General features: G+C 60.8%; 9 protein-coding genes. 4 read left to right on the forward strand and 5 right to left on the reverse strand.

Going from position 1 to position 17,905, the window contains the following annotated elements; translation table 11 throughout:
* Nucleotides 1-577: 577 nt before the first annotated feature.
* From asd to thrC, 3 genes are all read right to left on the reverse strand, one after another.
* On the reverse strand, nucleotides 578-1,636 hold the full coding sequence (gene asd / locus AC3EA7_RS10520) for an aspartate-semialdehyde dehydrogenase (RefSeq protein WP_488614007.1): 1,059 nt from the start codon (nucleotides 1,634-1,636) through the stop codon (nucleotides 578-580).
* Between the two features lie 138 nt (nucleotides 1,637-1,774).
* On the reverse strand, nucleotides 1,775-3,178 hold the full coding sequence (locus AC3EA7_RS10525) for an aspartate kinase (protein ID WP_488614008.1): 1,404 nt from the start codon (nucleotides 3,176-3,178) through the stop codon (nucleotides 1,775-1,777).
* Nucleotides 3,179-3,197: 19 nt separating this feature from the next.
* Entirely contained in the window at nucleotides 3,198-4,238 is a 1,041-nt protein-coding gene (gene thrC / locus AC3EA7_RS10530; RefSeq protein WP_488614009.1) for a threonine synthase, read from the reverse strand.
* 744 nt (nucleotides 4,239-4,982) lie between these two features.
* Between thrC and AC3EA7_RS10535 the strand changes: the two genes are divergently transcribed.
* Both AC3EA7_RS10535 and AC3EA7_RS10540 read left to right on the forward strand, forming a co-directional pair.
* Nucleotides 4,983-6,899 (forward strand): hypothetical protein, encoded by a 1,917-nt coding sequence (locus AC3EA7_RS10535; RefSeq protein WP_488614010.1) that lies wholly within the window; start codon nucleotides 4,983-4,985, stop codon nucleotides 6,897-6,899.
* Between the two features lie 74 nt (nucleotides 6,900-6,973).
* Nucleotides 6,974-8,776: a M61 family metallopeptidase gene (locus tag AC3EA7_RS10540; protein ID WP_488614011.1), complete on the forward strand. Its 1,803-nt coding sequence runs from the start codon at nucleotides 6,974-6,976 to the stop codon at nucleotides 8,774-8,776.
* 221 nt (nucleotides 8,777-8,997) lie between these two features.
* On the opposite strand, the gene AC3EA7_RS10545 is transcribed toward AC3EA7_RS10540, so the two are convergent.
* The gene (locus tag AC3EA7_RS10545) at nucleotides 8,998-10,614 is read right to left on the reverse strand and encodes a helicase HerA domain-containing protein (RefSeq protein ID WP_488614012.1); all 1,617 of its coding nucleotides are present in this window, start codon (nucleotides 10,612-10,614) and stop codon (nucleotides 8,998-9,000) included.
* Between the two features lie 532 nt (nucleotides 10,615-11,146).
* Between AC3EA7_RS10545 and AC3EA7_RS10550 the strand changes: the two genes are divergently transcribed.
* Nucleotides 11,147-15,406 (forward strand): cadherin-like domain-containing protein, encoded by a 4,260-nt coding sequence (locus AC3EA7_RS10550; RefSeq protein ID WP_488614013.1) that lies wholly within the window; start codon nucleotides 11,147-11,149, stop codon nucleotides 15,404-15,406.
* A gap of 150 nt (nucleotides 15,407-15,556) precedes the next feature.
* Nucleotides 15,557-16,741, forward strand: a complete 1,185-nt coding sequence (locus AC3EA7_RS10555; protein WP_488614014.1) for a DUF4938 domain-containing protein — start codon at nucleotides 15,557-15,559, stop codon at nucleotides 16,739-16,741.
* A 14-nt stretch (nucleotides 16,742-16,755) separates the two neighbouring features.
* Here the strand turns inward: AC3EA7_RS10555 and AC3EA7_RS10560 are convergent, their stop codons facing one another.
* Nucleotides 16,756-17,850 (reverse strand): M20 family metallopeptidase, encoded by a 1,095-nt coding sequence (locus AC3EA7_RS10560; RefSeq protein ID WP_488614015.1) that lies wholly within the window; start codon nucleotides 17,848-17,850, stop codon nucleotides 16,756-16,758.
* Between the last annotated feature and the right edge of the window lie 55 nt (nucleotides 17,851-17,905).

Genomic DNA, 17,905 nt, shown 5'->3' on the forward strand with positions numbered 1-17,905 from the left:
TTGGTTCTTAGTATCCCGCACCGGGCGCAGAAAATCGAGAACCGCCCGCATGCGCTGCGCATCGCCGCCGAAATGCCGGCGCAACAGCCACTCGCTCCACATATCGCGGCCCATCGACGCCTCCCGATGAGGTTCCTCTGAAACACCTTACAGCATTTCTTATAAAGGTTGACGCAAAGACGCGAAGGCGCAAAGGCGCCCCATTTGTGCACCTTCGCATCCACCATTCTGAGAAACCCTCTCGCCTCTCACCTCTCTCCTCTCTCCTCTCACCTCTCACCTCTCGCCTCTCACCTCTCACCTCTCGCCTCTCACCTCTCGCCTCTCACCTCTCACCTCTCGCCTCTCACCTCTCGCCTCTCGCCTCTCACCTCTCACCTCTCACCTCTCACCTCTCACCTCTCGCCTCTCGCCTCTCACCTCTCACCTCTCGCCTCTCACCTCTCACCTCTCGCCTCTCACCTCTCACCTCTCGCCTCTCATCTCTCGCCTCTCACCTCTCGCCTCTCACCTCTCACCTCTCGCCTCTCACCTCTCGCCTCTCACCTCTCACCTCTCGCCTCTCATCTCTCGCCTCTCACGACACAATCCCGCTCGCCACCAGCAATTCAGCGTTGAGAATAGCGCCGCCAGCTGCGCCGCGGATGGTATTGTGCGACAACGCAACCAGGCGCAGGTCCAGCACCGGGCAGGCGCGCACCCGCCCGACGCTTGCGCTCATCCCGCGCCCGGCGTCGCGGTCGCGTCGCGGCTGCGGACGGTCGCCGGCGCGATGGACGATCAGGGCGCGTTCCGGCGATGTGGGCAGGTGGCGCACGATCTCTGGCGGCATGAACGCCTCCAGCACAGCAAGCGCCTCTTCCGGCGACGGTTTCTGCGCGAACGATACGGCAATCAACGCCGTATGACCATCGATAATCGGTACGCGCGTCACCTGTGCGCTGATGGCGAACTGCGCCTCGACGACCTGACCATCCACGACTTTCCCCAGCAATTTGCGCGGCTCTGCCTCAATCTTGGCTTCTTCGCCGCCGTCGGCGATATTCGGGATAATGTTGTCAATGATGTCGAGCGATGCCACACCCGGATACCCGGCGCCGGAGACCGCCTGAAGCGTGCTGATATGCGCCTTTTGCAGGCCAAACGCATCGTGGAGCGGCTTGAGCGGCATCACAGCGCTGATCGTCGCACAGTTCGGGTTGGTCACCAGGCATCCTTTCCAGCCGCGTTGCGCGCGTTGCTGCTCGATCAGCGTCAGTTGATCGGGGTTGACTTCCGGGATGATCAGCGGCACATCGGCGACGGCGCGATACGCCGAGGCATTCGAGCAAACGGCGGTGCGCTCCGCCCAGCGCGGTTCCATCTCGCGCGCCACATCCGTTGGCAACGCCGACAGTGCAATGGCCACGTCGGCGACCTCTTCGGTCGGCTGCACAATCATTTTCGCCGCCTGCTCCGGGATGGGCGTGTCGAGGATCCAGCGCACCAGTTCGCCGTAGGGACGCCCGATCGTTCGGTCTGAACCGGTAAGAACGGCGATCTCGAACCACGGATGATTCTCCAGCAACTGCACCATCCGCTGACCGACGGCGCCGGTAGCGCCGAGAATGGCGACTGGGATTCGTTTGCGTGTCATGTGTCTCTCCTTTTTTACACTTCTCACCAATCCCAGGTGACCGTCACCGCTGTGGCTGCCCCTTCGCTCCGCTCATGCCTCTCTGGCTGCGCACACACCACGCGGGGTTGTGCAGCCCAGGCGGTGCGGTCACCTCGATCACCCTTGCGTCAGCCGATGCACGGCGCGCACGGCGGCATCGCATTCCGGCGCAACGACGACCGTGCTGATCGAGCACTCCGATGACCCCTGAGCAATGGCAATCACGTTGATGTTATTCTCGGCAAGCGCGCTGAAGACCCGCGCCGCGACTCCGGGCGTGTCGCGCATGCCCGCACCGACTGCGGTGATGATTGCTACATCATCGCGCGCCCAAATGCGATCAATATCGCGGCGCGCCAGTTCCATTGCCAGATTGTGTTCGAGCGCGTAGGTCACCTGCGGCACTGTGTTGGATGGCACTACAAAGCAGATGCTCTGCTCTGATGACGCCTGTGAAATCATCAGCACGTTTGCGCCAACGCTGGCGACGGCGCTAAAGGTGCGCGCGGCGACGCCAGGAACGCCGATCATGCCGCGTCCTTCGACGGTGATCAGGCTCAGGTTGCGGATGGCGGTCACGGCTTTGACCGTCTGCCCGTTTGACTCAACCGTCTGGACGACCAGCGTTCCGGGATGGGATGGATTGAAGGTGTTGCGCACCCGCAGCGGAATACCGCGTTCGACGACCGGACGAATGGTGCGTGGGTGCAGCACTTTCGCGCCAAAATACGCCAGTTCCCCCATTTCGGCGTAGGAGAGGACCGGGATAACGCGGGCATCGGGCGCCATCCGCGGGTCGGTGGTCATAACGCCATCGACGTCGGTGTAGATATCGACTTCATCGGCGTCGAGTGCAGCGCCAACGATGGCGCCGCTGTAATCGCTGCCGCCACGCCCCAGGGTGGTCGTTACGCCCTGTTCAGTTGCGCCGATGAAACCGGTGACCACCGGCACAACTCCGCGTTCGAGCAGCGGCAGCAACCGGGCGCGGGTGCGTTCGCGCGTCACATCCTGCAATGGGCGCGCATCGCCAAAATGCGCCGTAGTGATGACGAAGCCGGTCGCGTCGAGCGCTTCGGCGGGGATGCCGCGTGCGCGCAACGCTGCGGCGACGACCCTTACGCTCATGCGCTCGCCAAGGCTCGAAATGGCGTCGATGGCGCGCGGCGATAACTCGCCGAGCACGGCGACGCTGTGACATAGAATGCTGAACTCGTCGATCAGACGAAACACCTGATCGCTGACGTCTGCGCGCTCGTGCTCGTCGGGAACGAGTTCCGCCAGCGCGGCGGCGTGCTTGTCGCGCAGCAGGCGGTCTACGTCACGGAAGGTTTGCTGATCGCCGGACGCCGCCGTGGTTGCGCCGCGGATCAGCATGTCGGTGACGCCGCTCATCGCCGAGACGACCAGCGCCACCTGGCCCCACGTTGCGCGCTGCGCCTCGGTAATCGCAGCAACTGCCTGAATGGCGGCGGCGTCGCCGACCGACGTTCCGCCGAACTTCATTACCAGCAAGGGCATCAGTCTCCTCCTCGTTGTTCTACCAGCCCAACCATCGAAGGATGGCGTCCATGTCCGCCGGCACCGGCTCAGGCGCATCGAACTGTTCCACCGCCAGTCCAGGGTCTTTCAAGCCGTGACCGGTCAGCACCGCCACATAGCGCGCGTCCGGGTCGGCGCGTCCTTCGGCGATGACCTTGCGTAATCCCGCGATGCCAGCCGCCGACGCCGGTTCGACGAACACGCCTTCAAGACGCGCCAGATCGCGCCAACTCCGAAGAATCTGATCGTCACTCACGCAGTCGATCAACCCGCCTGAGTGATCGCGCGCATCGAGCGCATAGCACCAGCTTGCCGGGTTGCCGATGCGGATCGCAGTTGCGATGGTTTCCGGATGTTCGACCGGATGCCCGCGAACAATCGGCGCTGCGCCTTCTGCCTGGAAACCGAGCATTTTTGGCAGCCGGTCGATGCGCCCCGCCTCGTGGTAGCGACGAAATCCCATCCAGTAGGCGGTAATATTTCCGGCATTGCCGACCGGCAGGCAGAGCGCATCCGGCGGACCTCCCAGCGCATCGCAGATTTCGTAGGCGGCGGTCGCCTGCCCTTCAAGGCGATAGGGGTTCACCGAGTTGACGATAGTGACCGGATGCGTTTGCGCCAGGTCACGCACAATCTGCAACGCCTGGTCGAAGTTGCCTTCGATCACCAGCAGCCGCGCGCCGTACATAAGCGCCTGTGCCAGTTTGCCGAGCGCGATTTTCCCCGCAGGCACGACAACAATCGACTCGATTCCGGCATGCGCTGCATACGCCGCTGCGCTGGCGGAGGTATTGCCGGTCGAGGCGCAGATCACCGAGGTTGCGCCCGCTTCCAGGGCCTTGGCGACCGCCACAACCATGCCGCGATCTTTGAACGAGCCGGTCGGGTTGGCGCCTTCGTATTTCAAAAACAACTCACGCACACCAATGGCGCGCGCCAGACGCGGTGCGTGGATCAGCGGCGTATCGCCCTCGCCGAGGCTGAGGTGCGGCGTTTGTTCTGTGAGCGGCAGAAATGCGCCATAGCGGTCGAACAGCATGCCTTCCTCCATCGCAGAAATAGAAACGCCCCCGTCCTTTGCAGGAGGGGGCGTTCATCGCATATGGGCTGTCAGCGCCCGAAAACCCTCCCACGACGATACCACCCGGCGGTAGTGCCCGGAGTAGTCATCGTGGCGGTCGTTGTACGAAATGCTGCACGCATACAGGCTGCTGGCGTAGGTTTCATTACGGCGCTACTATATCCGAGAAGGGAGGGGATGTCAAGTCAAGGTGGGAGAACCAGGAACCAGGAGAAGGGTTAAGGGTTAGAGGCTGGAAGCACGTGTTTACCTGTACCTTTTCATCCGCACATGGAACGTGCAACGTTCAACATCCCGCCTGCCGTCTGCACCCTCTCGTCTCTTGCCTCTCGTCTCTTGCCTCTCGCCTCTTGCCTCTCGTCTCTTGCCTCTCGCCTCTTGCCTCTTGTCTCTTGCCTCTCGTCTCTTGCCTCTCGCCTCTTGCCTCTCGCCTCTTGCCTCTTGTCTCTTGCCTCTCGTCTCTTGCCTCTCGCCTCTTGCCTCTCGCCTCTTGCCTCTCGTCTCTTGCCTCTCGCCTCTTGCCTCTCGTCTCTTGCCTCTCGTCTCTTGCCTCTCGTCTCTTGCCTCTCGCCTCTTGCCTCTCGTCTCTTGCCTCTCGTCTCTTGCCTCTCGTCTCTTGCCTCTCGTCTCTTGCCTCTCGCCTCCCTCGTCACTGTGATATAATTGCTACAAGATACACGCACAATGAGGAGCATCCCGACTATGGCGCAACGCGAACCGACTATCGCCAGCATCCTGTTGGAACTGGCAGAGGAGTATGATGATGTCGTCGCTGAGCGTGAGATCTGCGAACGTGTGCTGCACCGGCGCCCAAGCCAGGCGCGCGATCCCTTCGCCAGCATTCGGGTCCGTCTGCGTGTCGGGGCGAGTGAGGTCGGATGGGTGCGCCTTGGCGACGGCAAGTTGCTGCCGCTGCGCGTTGCGTTGACCGGGTTGCGCTTCCGGGTGGCGCCGGGTCCGCACGAAGTAGCGACCGGTCTGCTGCTGCGGACGCACCTGTTCCCGTTCGTTTCACTTCGGCAGGACGATTTCGTGCTGAAAGACGCCGCCGGGATGCCCATTCCTTTCGAATTTGATTCGATTGAACTGGTTGATGATCTTTTCGGCCCGCTTGCGCAATCGGCTATCGACATCCATGACTGGATGCGCCGCGAAGAGATGTTCGACGGCGACACGATTCTGGTGACGATTGAGCAGGTTGCGCCGTTGACGCTCCGGTTGCAGGCAGATCATTCCGCGCCCGCTCGTTCGGCGGACGTGATCCGCCAGGAGCAGGAATTGATCGAAGGCATCGCCGAGCGTGTGACGACCAGCCGTTCACTGCCGATCAGCGCCGCTGATGTGGTGTTGCCCGTCTTTGCGCGCGCTGCCTGGCGCACGATCTATGCCGGGCGTTCATGGCAGGATCTGGTGGCGAACGATCCGCGTCTGCGTCTTATCAACGGGATATTTCTGAGTGATCGAACGTATCGCACCCTGGCGGATATTTTTGAGGATCAGGACTCTGGCATGTGGGAAACGCGCGATTCTGAACTGCTGGCGGCAATCGATGCGCTCCAGCGCGAACTTTTGGAGAGCCGCCGCGAAGCCGCGGTGCAGGAGTTGTGGAATGGCATCGCACCACGCGCTTCGACTGCGCGCGTGGTCTTCGATACACGCAGCGGCGAAGCAACTGTTGTGCTGCCGGAACCGATCAATGCGCTTCAGGATTACTCCGATCAGATCGAAGAACGGTTGCGCAAAGGCGAGTATGATCACGATGCATGGACGTTGATCGACGATGAGGATGGGCTGTTTGCCGCTGCCGGCCTCGATGATGACGACCTGCCAATCATCGACGATCTGCGCGAGTTCATTGCCGAACGTCCTGAGTTGCTTGCAGCGGCGCGCCAGTTGATGACGAGTCTCAGCCCTGAGGAGAGCGAGCGCCTGCACAATACCGACAACATCGAGGAAATTCAGCAGATCCTGGCAACACGCTTCCATCGCCTGCTCCCGGATCATCCGCAGCTGTTTGCAACCCTGGTCCCCTATGTGGCTCCCGATACAACGTCGTCGGATTTCAATGGGGGACTGCCAGAACTCGAAGATGTTGCAGGGGATGATGGGATAGCGACGCTCGATGAGGAGTGGGACGAAGATGCTGAAGAGTGGGATGAGGACCTTGAGGAGCAACTGACCCCGAATGACGAGGCGCTGGCTGTCAGTCATGAGTTGATGGAACGGTTCTATGCCTTCCTTCTGGCGCAGGGCAAGAGCGAGGCGACGGCGGCCAGTCGCACTGGCGATCTGTGGATCTACGCCGATTTTCTTGCCAGTTATTATGCGCAGACGCTGGCTGAGGGCAACTACGCCACTCTTGATGAGTGCCTGTTCTTCTTCTATCCGCGGCGCGTCGCCAACAGCTCACCGCGGGGGGTGCGTGAACTCTGTACGTCGCTCAAGCAGTTCTACACCTTTCTGCGCACCGAACGCAATATCGACGACCGGTTCGCGCGTGAGATGTGGCGGCGCCGGGATCAGGTCGCGCGCGTTGTCGATCTCTATGAGCAGATCGACGCCGACTCGCCGCAATTTGGGCGGCTGTTTGTCCGCCTGTTCGCCCCTTATACAATGTAACGCCTTTAAAATGCACGATTGTGCATTTGTTTATGCGCGTCTGTTCCTGAAGGCGCAGCCGTGAAGTAGCGCCCATGCCAGTAACGTATACTATCTCAATGCTGCGCCCTCATACCCATCGGTATGATGTGGCGCTGGACATTCATGCCGTTGAGAGTCCAGCGCTCGATCTGGCGCTGCCGGTCTGGACGCCGGGATCGTACCTGATCCGTGATTATGCCCGGCATGTGCAGCAGTTCGCCGCCACCGACGATCACGGCGAACCGTTGCCCTGGCGGAAGGTCGATAAGACAACCTGGCGCATTACGGCTGGTAACGCCCGCTCTGTGCGCGTCACCTATCAGGTCTATGCGTTCGATCTGAGTGTCCGTACCAGCCATCTTGACGGGACGCACGGCTATTTCAACCCGTCCAATATCTGTATGTACCTGTGCGGGCACACCCACGATCCGTGCGTCGTCAACGTCCAGACGCCGCCTGGATGGCAGGTGACGACTGGACTGGAGCGGATTGATCGGGAGGAGGGGAATGGTTGGACGTCATTCCGCGCTCACGATTATGATGAACTGGTAGACGCGCCGTTCGAGTGCGGAACGCACCGTCGGTTGACCTTCGATGTCGATGGCATTCCCCACGAGATCGCGCTCTGGGGGCGCGGCAACGAAGATGAGCGACAGATCCTTGCCGATACCCGCACCATCGTCGAAACGACACGCGCCATGTTCGGCGGGTTACCCTATCAGCGCTATGTCTTCATCGTTCATCTGGTCGATGGTGGGTATGGCGGTCTCGAACACCGCAACAGCATCTCGAATATTGTCGATCGGTGGGGGTTTCGTCCTGCGCGTTCGTATGAAAAGTTCCTGGCGCTCACAGCGCATGAGTTCTTCCACGTCTGGAATGTCAAACGCATTCGTCCGGCGCCGCTTGGTCCGTTCGACTATACACGCGAAAATTACACCCGCCAATTGTGGGTGATGGAAGGCATTACCAGTTATTACGACCATCTGATCCTGCTGCGCGCCGGCTTGATCAGCCGCGAACGGTATCTCGAAACGATTGCCGATGACATCAAACTGTTGCAGAGCCAGCCAGGACGGGCGCTTCAGTCGCTGGAACAGAGCAGTTTCGACGCCTGGATCAAGTTCTACCGTCCTGATGAGAATGGCCCGAATAGCAGCGTGTCGTACTACCTGAAAGGGAGCCTGGTCGCGCTCCTGCTCGATCTGGAGATCCGGCGGCGCACTGGCGGCGCACGTTCGCTTGATGATGTGATGCGCTATTTGTATGCGGAATACGCGGGCGATCAGGTGCATGATCTCTACAGCGGCAGGTTTGCAAAGCGTCCCGGTTTCGATGATGACGATGGGTTCTGCCGTGCTGTGGAAGCGGTCGCCGGTGAGGAAGGCGGTGCGTACCGCGCATTTCTGGCGCGCGCCGTCGCGGGTACCGACGAACTGGATTATGATCGGGCATTCGAAGCCGTTGGGCTGCGCCTGGTCTGGGGGCATTCGCTCGAAAATGAGAACGATCATCTGCCTGCCTGGCATGGGTTGCGCCTCAAAACCGAGCGCGGTCGCCTTAAGGTGTCGGTCGTACTGGCAGGCGGTCCTGCTGAGTCTGCCGGGATTTATGCCGGCGACGAACTGATTGCGCTGGATGGCATTCGCATCGACGAAGAGCGCCTCAAAGCGCGCCTGGCGGAACGAAAACCTGGCGATACCGTGGTGTTTAGCCTGTTCCGCCGTGACGACCTGCTCCACATTCCGCTGCAACTTACCGAAGCCCCGCCCGATACCCTGACCATCACGCCGGTCGAATCACCGACCGAAGAGCAGCAACGTTTGTTGGACGGGTGGCTGAACGTTACACGTTGAACGTATCCGCCTTTTGAGGTGTGTGTCACACCCCCCTGCCCTTGCATGTCGCTGAAGGGAGAGGTTGTGCCCGCTTCGGAAACCTCGCCCGATCCCAAGAGGCTTGGGGAAGGAAGGTTACAGGCGGTCGTTGCACGGTGCATGTTGAATGTTAAGAGCGGGAAGGTTGCCAGTTGTCACCGGAAAGGGGTTCTTGGTTCTCAGTTCTCGGTTCTCCGTTCTCACGGAAACAACTCATCCATCTCCGCATACGCGCGGTTCCGTCGCTCGGCGATGGACGTTTCGACCAGCCCCATCGCCCTGTAGAATGCCGCGTCGTAAGGGCGCGTCCGAATAACCGCCGGCATCGGCACGGCGTGACCGAGCACCATCGCCTGCTGGCGGGTGTCGAGGCTGGCGAGGACGGCGCGCAAACCGGCGGCGCCGCTTACGCCGGTAAAGACGGCGTCGATGTCGCGGTCGTCGTTGAGGAGCGCCGTGATCCGGCTGCCGATCTGACTCATTACCTCCGGGTCGATCGAGGAGGGGCGTTGATCGACAATGAGCAGCGTCACGCTATATTTGCGCAACTCACGCGCAATCGTGCCAAAAATCGTCTGTCGTGCCGCAGCCGGATTGAGGAATTTGTGCGCCTCTTCAATGGTGATCACCAGTTGACGCGGTTTGTCGGCAGGGTTCTTGGTGCGCAGGAAGGTTTCGGTCTGTTCGACCCAGCGACGGTAGATGCGGCGCGTGATAATATTCGCCGTCAGCATATACGCCAGCGCGCTGCGGTACTGCCCGAACTCGAGCACCACATGCTTCCCGCGTGCTAGATGCTCGATCAGGCGATCAATTCCATCGGTTGACGCCTGATCGCGGACGAATCCCAGACGCCGGACCTGATCCAGTTTCCGCTTGAGCGCGCTGATGGCGCCGGCGTGTGCGCCGGATTGTTCGGCGAATGTATGAATATCGTCGCCGCTCATGTCCAGGAGTGTCTTCAGCCACTCCTGTTTGTAACGATCCACGAGCAGATAGGCAGACTCGGCGGCTGTGGCGGTCAGGTTCAGTTCGTCTTGCAACAGCAGAATGTCGTCGGCTTCGATCTGATCCAGCCCGATGGCAATGGCTTCGTCTACGCTCACGCCGCGTTTGCGCGACGATTCGGCGTCGAGCGAATAGATCAGCACCTGCGCTCCAAACAGCTGGCGTAACCCCTTTACAAATGCGCCATCCTCCGATGTCGCATCCCAGCCATACTCGCTGTGCATATCGAACACCAGGTTCGACGCTACGCCGGAACGGATAATGCCGCACAGGATCAGGCGGGTGAGAAAACTCTTGCCGGTGCCGCTTTTGCCGAAAATGCCGTTTGATCGTTCGACCAGGCGGTTGAGATCGAGACAGACCGGTATCTCCATATCGAGCGGCCGACCGATCTCGAAGTGGGTCGCATCTTCTGCGCCAAAGACGCGGGTAAAATCCTCTATGTCGGCTTCGAGCACGGGCGCGAAGTGATACGGCACCGTTTTGACCGGGCGTAGCCCTTCGTTCTCACTGTGGGGCAGCATGAGCATGGGCTTGAGTTGTACCACGCCATAGGTTGCCGTGCCCGCCAGCACCTCGTGGAAGAAACTATCGCCATCCGGCGGGCGAGCAAGAATGGTGCGGTTGGTCGCTTCGAGTGTGATGTCGGTCACCATCGAAAAGAAGGCGTTCTTCTCTCCCTGAATCACGACGAATTGACCAACGCGAATATCCTCGACGCTGATGCCGCTGTCGAGGCGCACGTTCAGCCCCTCGATGAGTGAGCCGTTGGTGACGACGCCCAGGCGTTTTCGCTGCAATGCCGACATGACTCTGCTCCATGCTCGTGGTTTCGCGCCATATCTCGAACAAATATATCATTTTCTCCAGGGATGTCAATGCAGGTTGTACGACGGGTGCGGTCGTGAAATCCCCTGCGGGGCTGCTCGCATGGGGGGATTGTGCTGCCAGGACCCTTGTTGCATCGCGCGTGTGAGGCGCAGGACGCCGGTACGGGCGCGGTTCGGCAGCTCACCGCAAGGGGCGCCGCCCGCCCCCAATACCCCCTTTTCCCCTTGTGGGAAAGGAAATGCGCTTCATTTTTGTTCACCCTCGTGCGCTTCGTGTCCTTTGTGGTTAAGCCTTTTTGCAGTGGACTCATATATTTATTCTCATCCAAACTTGGAGTAAGAAATGGGGTATTTTACAGTATTTTCATTATCATTGACAGATCATCGTGTTTCCTTCTATATTCTACCCGGATATACGTATTGAAACTAGTTGCGAAAGCGTCAGGCGATGCTGTGATGAGCAGCGCCCCTGTCGGCTGTTGTTCAGAATCATGAGTGTAAGGATAGGTCAATGATGGTGCAACCGACTCGTGGTCATCGAGGCGTGCTGACGATTGCGCTCTTAGTCGCTCTCATCGCGCCGCTGCTTGTGCAGCCGTCGGCGTCGTTTCAGACATGGATCGAACCGCCGACTGCCGCTGCACAGAGCGGCGCGCCCATCGGTCCGCAGCCAGGAGATGTCTTCCGTCAGTTCCAGGACGATGCCAATTTTCGTCAGACGGGGATGTGTAACGCAACAGGCAATCGTTGCGGTACGGTGACTTCAGAGCAACCGCGTCGGGCGGTGAACGTCGATCTTGCCAATGCCGTGCGCGCCGAGGCGATCTTCGAGTACTGGGGCGGGCACCTTGCCTCAACACAACAGGAGTTCAACGTCAACGGCGGTCCCTGGACGCCCTACCCCGACATTCAGGGCATTCCTCCCGATACGCTGCCGACCTGCTACTTCCGCGCGCCGACCAACGCGATTGCGCCGCTGCCGCTGAGCGGGACCGGCGGGGTGCGACCTCCCGGCAGCACGGACAGTACCGTGACGGTCAATTATCGCTATCGTATCGGTCCTCAGCGGTCGTTGCCGCAGTGCGCGTCGGGCACGAATTTCTTCTGGGGCAATATGTGGATCTATGAAGTGACGACGCGCATGTACTACGATGCGAGCGTGGTTCGACCCGATGGTGAGATTACGTCGCCGGTGAATGGCGCGGTGATCACCGAGAATCTGAGCGCCAGTCAGCGCCCGCAGATCAGTGTGCGCGCACAGGCGCCGTCCGGCCGCTCGATTTCCCGGGTGGACCTGATCGGGAATTATCTCGATTATGACTGGGATGGCGACGGCGTGTTGCGCGAGTGGCACTATGCGCTGCGCCACGGCGTCTGGGAGCGCACGATTGGAACGCGCACCTCGCCATCGAGCGGCACTGCGACGAACGGCGTCTACAACTTTACGTGGGATACGGAATGGGTCCCCGATCAGGATCAGCCGGTCCAGTTGATGGCGCGGATCACCGATAATACCGGCATGAGTTATATGACGCCGGCGGTGACGGTGACGTTCAACCGCGTCGGGCGCAGCGTGCGCATGTACAACACCTGGAGCGACTACTACGGGCAGCGCGTGTTTGGTCCGCCGCGCAATTTCGGGTTCAATACCTACCGACAGCCGCGCATCGGCAAGACGGCGTTTATCTCCATCCCGGACCCGCTCACGAATGCGACACGGGCGCGCTTTATCCTCTACAGCTGGAGTGGGAGATCATCGGAGTCGTCGTCCCGCACGACGGTTGCCGTCAATCGACGGTCGATCTGGCCTGATCGCGCCTTCGGAGTGTTCCACGACTATAGTTTCGATGCCGTCGTTTTCAATGATCCGCGCGCGTTTCTCAATCAGGGCGATAACATTCTCCGCATCTGGTCGAACCGCACCGATCACGAACTCGAAGTGCTCTGGCCCGGTCCGGCGTTGTTCGTTGAGTATGGTTCGCCGCCGGATACGCCGCCGTTGATTGCGAACGATACGTCGCTCAATACTCAGGAAGATCAATCACTGGCGATTACCCTGCCGGTCGGCAATGACGCGCGGGCTGCGTTGCAGTACACGATTGTGACGCCGCCGACGCTTGGCGTGCTGCGCGGCATTGCGCCGAACCTGACGTATACGCCCAACCCCGATGTGAGCGGCAGCGATAGTTTCGTCTTCCGCGTTGATGATCAGTACGGGCGCAGCGCAACCGCAACGGTATCGATCACTATTCAGGCGGTCGATGACCCGCCGGAAATCCTTCTTGGCGAAGGGGCGCTGCTCAATCCGGGCGATGTGTTCACACGCACCGGCGTCATCCGCGATCCCGACTCGCCAGACCTGACCGCAACCGTCGATTATGGTGATGGCGGCGGTGCGCAACCGCTCGATCTCAACCCGGATGGTTCGTTCCAGTTGAGTTATCGCTATCGCAACGGCGGACGCTTCCCGCTGACGATCAGCGCCGGCGATGGCGTGCAGACCAGCGTTGCCACGGCCACCGTTACCGTCCTCACTCCCGGCACGCTGCCGTCGCCGAACGACTGGCATTTGACCGGATGGCGGTACCGGCTCTCGCTCGAAGCGCGATCAGGCGCCTATCCGCGTGTCGATCACGTTGCCGAGTTCGAAGTCAACTTTACGGCTGCGCTTGCGCAGGCGGGCGGCAGCGGCGCGCTGCTGCGCGACTCGATTCGGGTTGCCGAAGTTGATGCGGCTGGCAATCTCGTCGATCCGAGCGTCGTCTATCAGTTCGATCCGGCAGCGGCGTACAACCCGGCGACCAATGCCCGCGGGACGTTGCTCGTGCTGCTGCGCGGGCGCACCGAGGCGAATGTGACCCGGCACTTCTTCGTCTATTTCGAGACGCAAGGGCGTTTCGCGCCGCCGGACTTCGCGCCGCTCACGAGAGTCGTCACACCAACGCTAGCGTACCAGCGCGATCTTGCGACCGTCATCGAGACGCGCAGTTCCAATGGTCAGCGCAATACGACGTTCTACTACTCGCTCAACGGCGGTGCGCTCATCAGCATGTTTGACCGCTCGAATGCCGACTGGATTTCGTACAATCCGGCAGCTGACTCGGCGGGCGCGTACCGTGGCATTCCCAACATTGGTCCGGTCTTCCATCCAGGGTACTACAACGTGTTCCCCATTCCAGACACGTCGGCTTCGGGTTTGCTCCAGGGGAATGAACTCAATGCCAACCAGCGCTCGACGACGACGATCGAACGAGAGGGAACGCTGCGCACCATCGTTCGCTCGGTGAGCAGCAATGGGCAGTGGGAAGCAGTCTGGGAGTTCTTCCCCAATAGCGTGCGGATAGCGGTTGTGCGCACGCCAATGTCTGGTTCGACGCCGCTCTCCTATTGGTGGTTGTATGAAGGCACGCCAGGCGGGACGCTGAACGATGGCGACCGCTGGGTGCGCGGCGACGGGTTGTCGGGCATTGCATTTGATGTCGCTTTTCAATACCGTGAACGTTTCCATGCTGATGTCAACGTTCCGGAGTGGGTTTATTTCCGCGCCAGCGAGGCGGCTCTGGGCGGGCGAGCGTTGTGGCTGGCGCACCACGATGATGCTGATGCGAGTATTGAGATGTATCGCCAGCAGAACGACTCCTCCGGCGTACAGAATGGCATGACCGTCTTTGGGTTCGGCCGGCGCGAATGGACCGGATCATTGCAAACGTTGCAGGCGGAGTTGCGCGGCCAGCGCCGCTTCTCGCTGGGATTTGCAGAGAGCGCTCCTGCCAATTTCGATAGTGCGTTTGGGCGCGAAATCGAAGGGCGCTACCGCGATCTGGCCGTGACTGTCGGACAGGGGGAACGCCTCGTGCCGAACCTTGCACCGTGGGCGCCGGGTGAGACGTATTTCATACGTCCTGGTCGAACGCTTCAGGTTCCAGCGCCTGGCGTGCGCGCCAATGATAGCGACGGCGACGGCGATCCGATCCAGATTACATTGACCGGTGAACCGCTCAACGGTACGCTGACGTTCAACAGCGACGGATCCTTCACCTACGTGCCAGCCGACGGGTTCACCGGCGACGACTCGTTCACCTACACCGCCAGCGATGGTCGTCTGAGCGCACCGCCTACGACAGTGACCGTTCGCGTCACGCCCAACCAACCGCCAACAGCGCAGCCGAGCAATTGGACGACTTCCAATCGGCGGGCGCTGACTGTGCCCGCGCCTGGCGTGCTGACCGGCGCGAGCGACCCGGATGGCGATTCGCTGACCGCCGTGCTGATCAGCCCGCCTGCAAATGGCACGCTGACGCTCAATCCCGATGGGTCGTTCACGTATACGCCGCGATCGACGTTCGTTGGCGTGGATACGTTCCAGATCGCGGCGTTCGATGGCGAGGATCAGTCGGTGCCGGTCGAGGTGCGCATCACGGTGCGGAAGGATAACCGCCCGCCGACGGCGCAGCCCAGCGCCTGGACGACGACCAACCAGCAGCCGCTCACCGTACCGGCGCCTGGCGTGCTGACCGGCGCGAGCGACCCGGATGGCAGTCCGCTGACGGCGGTGCTGATCGATGGACCGGCAAACGGTACGCTCACGCTCAATCCCGATGGGTCGTTCACGTATACGCCGCAGTCCACGTTCGTCGGTGTGGACGCATTCCAGATCGCGGCGTTCGATGGCGAGGATCAGTCGGCGCCGGTCGAGGTGCGCATCACGGTGACGCCAGCGCCGGGAACGACGCCGCAGTATCAGGTGTTCCTGCCGCTGGTGCAGCGCTGAGACCTGGCGTGGGCGACGGTCATCAGCAGTTGGGGCAGGTCTCAGACCTGCCCCCACGGTGGAGGATGGCAGAAAAAACAGGCATAATGACGATGATCTGGTACCATGTCCTCTGTGGTGCATCATGTGCAGAGGCAAGAAAGCAAATCTGTGAGTATCGAGATTGTTCGCATAGCAACATTTGATGGTCCCAATGGTTTCGATCCGCGATCCGGCGTGCTGGCGCATCTTCGCGCCGGGCGCGATAGGAGCGCTGCATTGCGGGCAGTGCTCAAGGATGCTGCACAACGGATCGGTCTGGTGATCGGCAATCCTCGCATCGAGAGCAAGAGGTCTGTCGATACTTTCTGGCACGAGGTGTTCTTCGTTACGCCAATGCCTGCCATTGGCGCCGAAATGGTGCGATATGCCGTCGCACTGCTCAATGCACAGGACGCCGGCGATGAAGCATGGGAAGCTGACGGTCGGCTATGGGATCTGCAAAAAAAGCGTCGGGCGGCAGCGCTGCCATTACAGGCGTTGCAACTGATGGCTGAGGCATCGGCGCGGGATGTGCCCTCATTCGTGCGTTATGATGGGTTGCTTCAGGTCGGCTACGGCGCACACGGTCATGCGGTCGATCTTGCTCCGTTCCGTGAACGCAAATCGGTGCTACGCGGGTCCGACATCGGCGCTGGCTCGCCGCCGTTCGCCCAATCATCGATCGGTTCGCTCCTTCCCTGGGACCGTCTGGGCGCTGTTCCAATTGTGATCGTTTCAGGCAGGACATCAGCCGAAACAACCGCCGCGTTTGTTTCCCGTCTGCGTCAGCAGCGCAGCGGCGTGGCGACTGTTCTGACCGCATCGTTCGATACGGCGCGCGATTGCCTGACCGATCCCTCGGCTGAGGTGATCGTGCTCAATCTCGATCCGGCTGATCTGCTCTGGCGCGGATTGCCGGTTGAACAGTGTATGGTCAGCGCATTGCTCGATCTGCCGGGAGAACTGGTGGCTGAGGCGGGCAGCCGCGACGACCTGGCGCGCGCGTTGGGGGTGGCGCTGCTGGTTACTGCGCCGGCCGGAAGAGCCGTGCTGAATGCTGAGGACTCTGCGATTCTGGCGCTTGCCGAATATGCGCCGTGCCCTTTGATCCTGATAGCGCGCTCTGCTGAACATCCGGCGCTGCGCGCTCATCGTGCGGCAGGCGGCAGTGTTCTCTTTTTGCGTCATCGTGCGGTTGTTCTGGCGCACGGAACAGACGAGACAACAATACTGCTCGCGCCGGATGATGATCCATGGCAGACGCTTACGGTAATGGCGCTACATCTCGCGTGGATGGGAGCGCACGCCGCGTGAAGCGCCGCTGCCGATCACGGCATTGTCGTCACGAAATCTCGCAAAATCAGATACAGGCGCTCCAGGCTGGCAATATCCACCCACTCCTCGTCGGAGTGCAACCCTGCGCCTACCGGTCCGAAACAGATTGCCGGAATGCCAGCGCCGCTGTAGAAGCGTGCATCTGAGCCATAATGCTCACGGTAGAATGCCGGCTGTCGTCCGGTGATGCGCTCAACGCTGGTCGCCAGGCGAGCCAGGTGTGGATCGTTAGGGTCGGTCATGAGCGGGATGCCGCCGGTGCTATTGCGCGTCACTGCGGCTTCAGGGAAGCAGGCGCGCACCGCCTCCTCGATCTCGTCCGGCGTTTCTTCGGGAATATGGCGAATATCGAGCGCAAGCGTCACCGATTCGGGAATGCGGTTGAGCGTGTCGCCACCGTGGACCACAGTCGGGACGGCGGTTGTCGCCCAAACCGCTTCACGCGGCGTCGGGAAACGCCGTTCGAGCGCCTGCAACCCATCGCGCAACAGCAGGATCGGATTGACTCCCTCCCATGGGCGTGAACCGTGCGCCGGTCGCCCGTGGAGGATGATGTCGAAGCGCACCATGCCCTTGGCAGCGTAACAAATGTTGAGATCGGTCGGTTCGGCGGCGATGAAGAACTCGGTGCGCCACCCCTGTTCCGACAGGTAGTTCGTGCCGTGGAATCCGCCAATTTCCTCATCTGTTACAAACATAAAACCAACGTCGGGCGGATCCGGTAGCGCGGCCAGGTCACACATCAGGCGCATCAGGACGGCGCACGCGCCCTTCATGTCCTGGCTGCCGCGCCCGTAGATCCGTCCATTGCGCACGACGGGCTGGTACTGTTCGGCGCGCGCTGCAACAACATCAAGATGTCCGTTGAGGATGACAGCGGTCGAGTGCGTATCGCGCAGGGTGATCATGAGACTGGGCTTCTGTTCGACCTCAAAGCGGTGAACATGCAGTCCGCCGGCGCTGTGCGCATATTGCTCGACATAATCAATGATGGCGGCTAATGTATCAGGATGATCGGCGGTCGAGGGAAAGGCGATCAGGTCGCAGGTCAGTCTGGTCAGGTCGCGCTGTAATGAGGCGTCGTTCATACCATTGGCTCCAGGTGCATTGAATTGCCTGGAAGTATACCATGTCTTAGTGAGA

It is taken from the genome of Roseiflexus sp., from assembly GCF_057785375.1.